We start from the raw sequence: 5,653 nt of genomic DNA, 5'->3' as shown, positions 1-5,653 counted from the left end.
CGAGCCGCCGTTGACGTTGACCCGGGCGGCGTCGATGCGCATGTCCTTGATGAACTTGAGTACCACCGAGGCGAAGGCCTCGTTGACCTCGAACAGGTCGATGTCTTCAACGCGAAGCCCGGCCTTGTCGGCGCTCATCAGCAGCACGGCGGCGGCGCCGTCGTTAAGGCTGGACGCGTTGCCGGCGGTGACGCTGCCGTCTTTCTTGAACGCGGGTTTGAGCTTGGCCAACGACTCGGCGGTGGTGCCGGCGCGCGGTTGTTCATCCACGGCGAAGGCCACTGGGTCGCCCTTGCGCTGCGGGATCAGAATCGGGGTGATCTCATCGGCAAAGCGGCCGGCTTCGATAGCGGCGGCGGCTTTTTGCTGGGACGCGGCGGCGAAGGCGTCCTGGGCTTCACGGCTGATGCCGTACTTGTCCACCAGGTTCTCGGCGGTGATGCCCATGTGGTAGTCGTTGAATGCATCCCACAGGCCGTCGGTGATCATGCTGTCGATCATCTTGGCGTGGCCCATGCGCAAACCGGTGCGCGCGGCGGGCAATACGTAGGGGGCCAGGCTCATGTTCTCCATGCCGCCGGCAATGATCACGTCGGCATCGCCACAGCGGATGGCCTGGGCGCCCAGGTGCAGGGCCTTGAGGCCCGAACCGCAGACCTTGTTCAAGGTCATCGCGGGTACGGCATGGGGCAGGCCGGCGAGGATCGACGCCTGGCGCGCCGGGTTCTGGCCTGAGCCTGCAGTGAGCACGTGACCGAGGATCACTTCATCCACCTGGGCCGGGTCGAGGCCGGTTTGCTCCAGTAGGCGACGGATCACGGCAGCGCCCAACTCCGGTGCCGGGATGTTCGCCAGCGAACCTTGAAAGCTGCCTACCGCAGTACGGGTGGCAGCAACAATCACAACGTCTTGCATGGAATGTGTCCTCACTGGAATTGCATTTCCGGAACGTGGTCGGGGACGATCAGTTTACCGGCTGTCTTGCTGACAATCTCTTCAATACTGACCCCAGGGGCACGCTCCTTTAGGATAAAGGCGCCGTTGTCGATTTCCAGGTAGGCGAGGTCCGTGAGTACACGCTTGATGCAGTGGGCACCGGTCAGCGGCAGGGTGCATTGGCTGAGCAACTTGGACTCACCGTCCTTGGACGCGTGGGTCATGATCACGATGATGTTTTCCGCACCGGCCACCAGGTCCATGGCACCACCCATGCCCTTGACCAGCTTGCCGGGGATCATCCATGAGGCGATGTTGCCCATTACGTCCACTTCAAACGCGCCGAGCACGGTGAGGTCGACATGGCCGCCGCGAATCATTGCGAAGGATTCGGCGGAGGAGAAGATCGAGGCGCCGATGCGCGCGGTCACGGTTTGTTTGCCGGCGTTGATCATGTCGGCATCGATGGTCTCTTCAGTGGGAAACGGGCCCATGCCGAGCAGGCCGTTTTCCGATTGCAGCATCACTTCCATGCCTTCGGGGATGTAGTTGGCCACCAGGGTCGGAATGCCGATGCCCAGGTTGACGTAGAAACCGTCCTGCATTTCGCGGGCGACGCGTTGAGCCATTTGTTCGCGGGTGAGAGCCATGGTGCTGTTCCTCTTATTCTCTTCGGGCTGGAGGGATTATTTGCGGACGGTGCGCTGTTCGATGCGCTTCTCGAAGGTGCCGCAGATGATCCGGTCGACGTAGATGCCAGGGGTGTGGATCTGCGACGGTTCCAGCTCGCCCGGTTCGACGATTTCCTCGACTTCAACCACGGTGATCTTGCCTGCGGTGGCGGCAAGGGGGTTGAAGTTCTGGGCGGTGTGGCGGTAGATGACGTTGCCGAAGTGGTCGGCTTTCCAGCCTTTGACGATGGCGAAGTCGCCGGTGATGGATTCTTCCATCAGGTACGGGCGACCGTTGAATTCGCGGGTCTCCTTGCCTTCGGCAACCGGGGTGCCAACGCCGGTGGCGGTGAAGAAGGCCGGAATGCCGGCGCCGCCGGCGCGCATTTTTTCCGCCAGGGTGCCTTGGGGGGTGAGCACCACTTCGATCTCGCCACTGAGCAGTTGCTTCTCGAACAGGGCGTTTTCGCCCACGTAGGACGCGATCACTTTGCGGATCTGCTTTTCTTCCAACAGCACGCCCAGGCCAAAACCGTCGACGCCGCAGTTATTGGAAACCACTGTCAGGTCGCGGGTGCCTTTGCGCTTGATCTCGGCGATGAGGTTTTCCGGGATGCCGCACAGGCCAAAGCCGCCGGCGAGCACGGTCATGCCGTCTTCCAGGCCTGCCAGTGCCTCTTCATAGGACGCCACGCGTTTATCGAAACCTGCCATATAGCACCTCTTTTATTGTTTGTGGGCCAGTCAATGTTCCGAGTGTTGCGCTGACGGATTGATTTGTTAAGTTGTTTTTTAAGGTTGATTGATTTAAAAAACTGCATAGTCGAGCCGTCGTCCGGAGTAACGTCATGACCGTCAAACAGATGCGTGCCTTTCTGGCCGTGGCACAGAGCCTGAGTTTTGCTGCTGCCTGCGAGCGGCTGCACCTCTCTCAATCGGCACTGAGCCTGACCATCAAAGGCCTGGAAGAAGGGCTGGGCGGGCGCTTGTTCAGCCGCAATACCCGCAATGTCGCGCTGACCCCTGAAGGGGAATCCTTGTTGCCGCTGGCGCGTCGGTTGATTGCCGATTGGGACAACGCCGAGGATGAACTGCGCCAGCGTTTCACCCTGCAGCGCGGGCGGGTGACGGTGGCAGCGATGCCGTCGTTTGCAGGCAACCTGTTGCCGCCGATCCTGAAGATATTCCGCGCGCGTTACCCCCATGTGAACGTGACGGTGCATGACCTGATCAACGAACAGGTGCTGGAGATGGTCCGTGATCGCCAGGTCGAGTTGGGCGTGGCGTTCGAACCGTCCGAAGGTTCGTCGCTGGCGTTTACGCCGTTATACCTGGATCGTTTTATTGCCGTAGTGCCTGCGGATTCACCCTTGGCACAGCGCGCTGAAATCGAATGGAAAAGCCTATTGGAGCAACCGTTCATTACCTTGCAACGACCCTCTACAGTGCGGGTAATGCTGGAGGAACACCTGGGTGCCTTGCAGATGAAATTGCCGGTGGCGTTGGAGAGTCACCAATTGGCGACGGTGGGCAAGATGGTTGCCAGTGGCCTGGGCGTCAGCGCCGTGCCGGCCTTATGTGCGCAGCAGATGCAGGAGGCGGGCGCCCATTGCATCACCTTGACCGATCCGGTGATCGAGCGGCCGATTGGTGTGTTGACCAAACCGGGGCATGAACTGTCGGCGGCGGCACAGGTGTTGTTTGATATTTTTCGCGATGAGGCGGGGAAAGGCCGTTACCCCAACTTTTGAAGTTGCATAAAAAAATGTGGGAACTGGCAAGCCAGTTCCCACATTAGTTGAGTTGTACTTAGGAGTAGCGGTCGATTACTTTAACTTGCGCGCTGTCTTTGAAAGATACCCACGCGTGGTTAAGTGTGTCGAACACCTGCTCGATAAAGTTACGATCGGCCGCCGCTTTCTTGCCGACATAACCCTGGCCACGACGATACACCTTCAGGCGCGCCGCCAGTTCACGGTTATTTCTGTCGAACTCGGCTTCTTCGGTGTGGGGCGCCAGGCAGTCAATTTGGACTTTGCCCGATTTGCCAATCCACAGGATATGGTCATCGAGTGTGTCTTTCTGCGCTGCGAACATCTCAGCCAATTGCTCGATAGTTGGTTGGTTGTTCAGATTCATGTGTAAGCCCCTTGACCAGTTGGCGATCTATCAATTGATTCGTTAAAACTGCTTAGTTGTCTCCGGTTCCGAAAACCGGGCGTCAGTGACGGTCTGCCGAATACGGGCAGGGTCTTGAACCTGATGCATGTAGTCTTGCTGATGAACTGCTACGCAATGGTTTCATAACGAAGACAAGTAGCGTTTGAGCTCCTTGTACCGAACCCTTTGGGTCGGTCAGCTTCATCAATCTGCCTTGTGGGCAGTGCACATCCGGAAAAAACAGCTCGGCGGTCAGACGAGCTTGTTCAAAACGCTTGTTACCAACGCTCCCGATCCGGGAGACGTCTAGATCATGCAAGGACAAGAAGGTTACGTCAACGGTTATGTAGTGATTATTTTTGATCACTACATAAATCGTCATGGGGACGGGGCCGTGCGGGGAAGTGTGACTTGGGCGTCATTTTTTGTGCGGTGGGTCGCCGGAGCTCGTTAGCCTGGCCGGGTTGCCCACTCATTTTTGATGCGCAGTGTTCTGGTTATCCCAGGCGCTCTGCCAATAGCGGCAACAACCGCTCGCAGGACGCCGCGATCTTCATCTGCAACAACTCATCCCCACGGGTCTTGCCCAGATTGATGGCAATCACCGGCTTGCCTTGCTCGACCATCGCCTTGCACAGGCGAAACGCCGAGTAGGCCATCAGCGACGACCCCACCACCAATAAACCCTCGGCTTGCTCCACCGCCGCCATTGCCCTGGCTGCGGTGGCCTGGGCAACGTTCTCGCCGAAGAACACGACGTCCGGTTTCAGCCGTTCGCCGTTGCAGTGGGGGCAGCGGGGCACGCGAAAGCGTTGTTCAAAAGCAGGATCGAGCAGGGTATCGCCGTCGGGTGCCTGCACGGCATCGACGCCGGCCAGGTAGGGGTTCTCGGTTTCCATCAACCGTTGGATCACATTGCGTGCGCTGGGCCGCTGGCAATCCAGGCATAGCACGCGATGCAAGCTGCCGTGCAGCTCGATCACATCCTGGCTACCGGCCTGGTCATGCAACGTGTCGACGTTTTGCGTGATCAGCCCGCTGATACGCTGGCGGTGTTGCAAGGCGGCCAGAGCCAAGTGCGCCTGGTTCGGCTGCGCAATGCGCACCCGTGGCCAGCCCAGCATCGCCCGTGCCCAATAACGGCGGCGCGCTTGTGGGGTGGCCAGGAACTCCTGGTACATCATCGGCGCCTTGCCCCGGCGTATGCCTTCGCTGTCCCGGTAGTCCGGGATACCCGACGACGTGCTGATTCCCGCCCCGGTCAGCACCAGAAAACGCCGTTCGGCCATGGTCCGGTGCAAGATATCGAGGTGGTCTTCCTGATGTTCGAGCAAGTCGAGCATGGGGTCTCCTATTCGCCGCGAATATATTGCTCCAGTTGCTTGATCAGGTTGGCTTGTTCGGCAATGGCCTCCTTGACCAGATCGCCGATGGAGAGCAAACCCAGCAGTTTTCCGTCGACGACCACCGGCAAGTGGCGCAGGTGACTGTCGGTCATGATGTTCATGCATTCTTCGACCGTTTTATGGGCATCAACCGTTATGACTGGAGAACTCATGACCTCATGGACTTTGGTGGTGACTGAAGAGAGGCCTTTGAGTATCAGTTTTCGTGCGTAGTCACGTTCGCTGATGATGCCAACCACCTCGCCCTGCTTGACGACCGGCAAGGCCCCGACATTTTTCGATGACATCACCACTAACGCTTCGAATACGGTGTGGTCCCATTCAATGGTGTGGACTTCCTGGTTTTGCTTGTCTTTGGCATACGCGTATTGAAACGGGAAATTTCAGGCATCAACAAGCGTTTTAAAGCACTTTGTAGCCCCAAAGACGCACCTTGCACGACCATTGGCGAAATTTTCCAGGCTTTTTTCATGGCGGGGG

Annotated in this window: 8 protein-coding genes; 1 reads left to right on the top strand and 7 read right to left on the bottom strand. The window is 58.5% G+C overall.

The window, feature by feature from the left end; genetic code table 11:
* The 3 genes from L9Z73_RS24140 to L9Z73_RS24130 form a co-directional block, all read right to left on the bottom strand.
* On the bottom strand, positions 1–915 hold a 915-nt coding region (locus tag L9Z73_RS24140), incomplete at its 3' end, for an acetyl-CoA C-acyltransferase (protein WP_247406442.1).
* Between the two features lie 11 nt (positions 916–926).
* On the bottom strand, positions 927–1,586 hold the full coding sequence (locus tag L9Z73_RS24135) for a CoA transferase subunit B (RefSeq protein ID WP_247406441.1): 660 nt from the start codon (positions 1,584–1,586) through the stop codon (positions 927–929).
* 36 nt (positions 1,587–1,622) lie between these two features.
* A complete protein-coding gene (locus L9Z73_RS24130; RefSeq protein ID WP_010566044.1) occupies positions 1,623–2,321 on the bottom strand; it encodes a CoA transferase subunit A in 699 nt (232 codons plus the stop codon).
* 134 nt (positions 2,322–2,455) lie between these two features.
* Between L9Z73_RS24130 and L9Z73_RS24125 the strand changes: the two genes are divergently transcribed.
* Positions 2,456–3,358, top strand: coding sequence for a LysR family transcriptional regulator (locus L9Z73_RS24125; protein ID WP_247406439.1), 903 nt, complete (start codon positions 2,456–2,458; stop codon positions 3,356–3,358).
* Positions 3,359–3,416: 58 nt separating this feature from the next.
* On the opposite strand, the gene L9Z73_RS24120 is transcribed toward L9Z73_RS24125, so the two are convergent.
* The 4 genes from L9Z73_RS24120 to L9Z73_RS24105 form a co-directional block, all read right to left on the bottom strand.
* Positions 3,417–3,746 (bottom strand): hypothetical protein, encoded by a 330-nt coding sequence (locus L9Z73_RS24120; RefSeq protein ID WP_247406437.1) that lies wholly within the window; start codon positions 3,744–3,746, stop codon positions 3,417–3,419.
* A gap of 518 nt (positions 3,747–4,264) precedes the next feature.
* Positions 4,265–5,110 (bottom strand): NAD-dependent protein deacetylase, encoded by an 846-nt coding sequence (locus tag L9Z73_RS24115; RefSeq protein WP_247406436.1) that lies wholly within the window; start codon positions 5,108–5,110, stop codon positions 4,265–4,267.
* An 8-nt stretch (positions 5,111–5,118) separates the two neighbouring features.
* Positions 5,119–5,499, bottom strand: a complete 381-nt coding sequence (locus tag L9Z73_RS24110; RefSeq protein ID WP_247406443.1) for a CBS domain-containing protein — start codon at positions 5,497–5,499, stop codon at positions 5,119–5,121.
* Positions 5,466–5,653, bottom strand: a 188-nt coding sequence (locus tag L9Z73_RS24105; RefSeq protein WP_247406434.1) for a hypothetical protein, incomplete at its 5' end; no start/stop codon positions are given. The genes L9Z73_RS24105 and L9Z73_RS24110, both read right to left, overlap by 34 nt.

Origin of the sequence: Pseudomonas emilianonis (genome assembly GCF_023072625.1) — a bacterium.
In the GTDB taxonomy this organism is placed as follows: domain Bacteria; phylum Pseudomonadota; class Gammaproteobacteria; order Pseudomonadales; family Pseudomonadaceae; genus Aquipseudomonas; species Aquipseudomonas paraveronii.
This window is presented reverse-complemented; position numbering and strand designations above follow the sequence as displayed.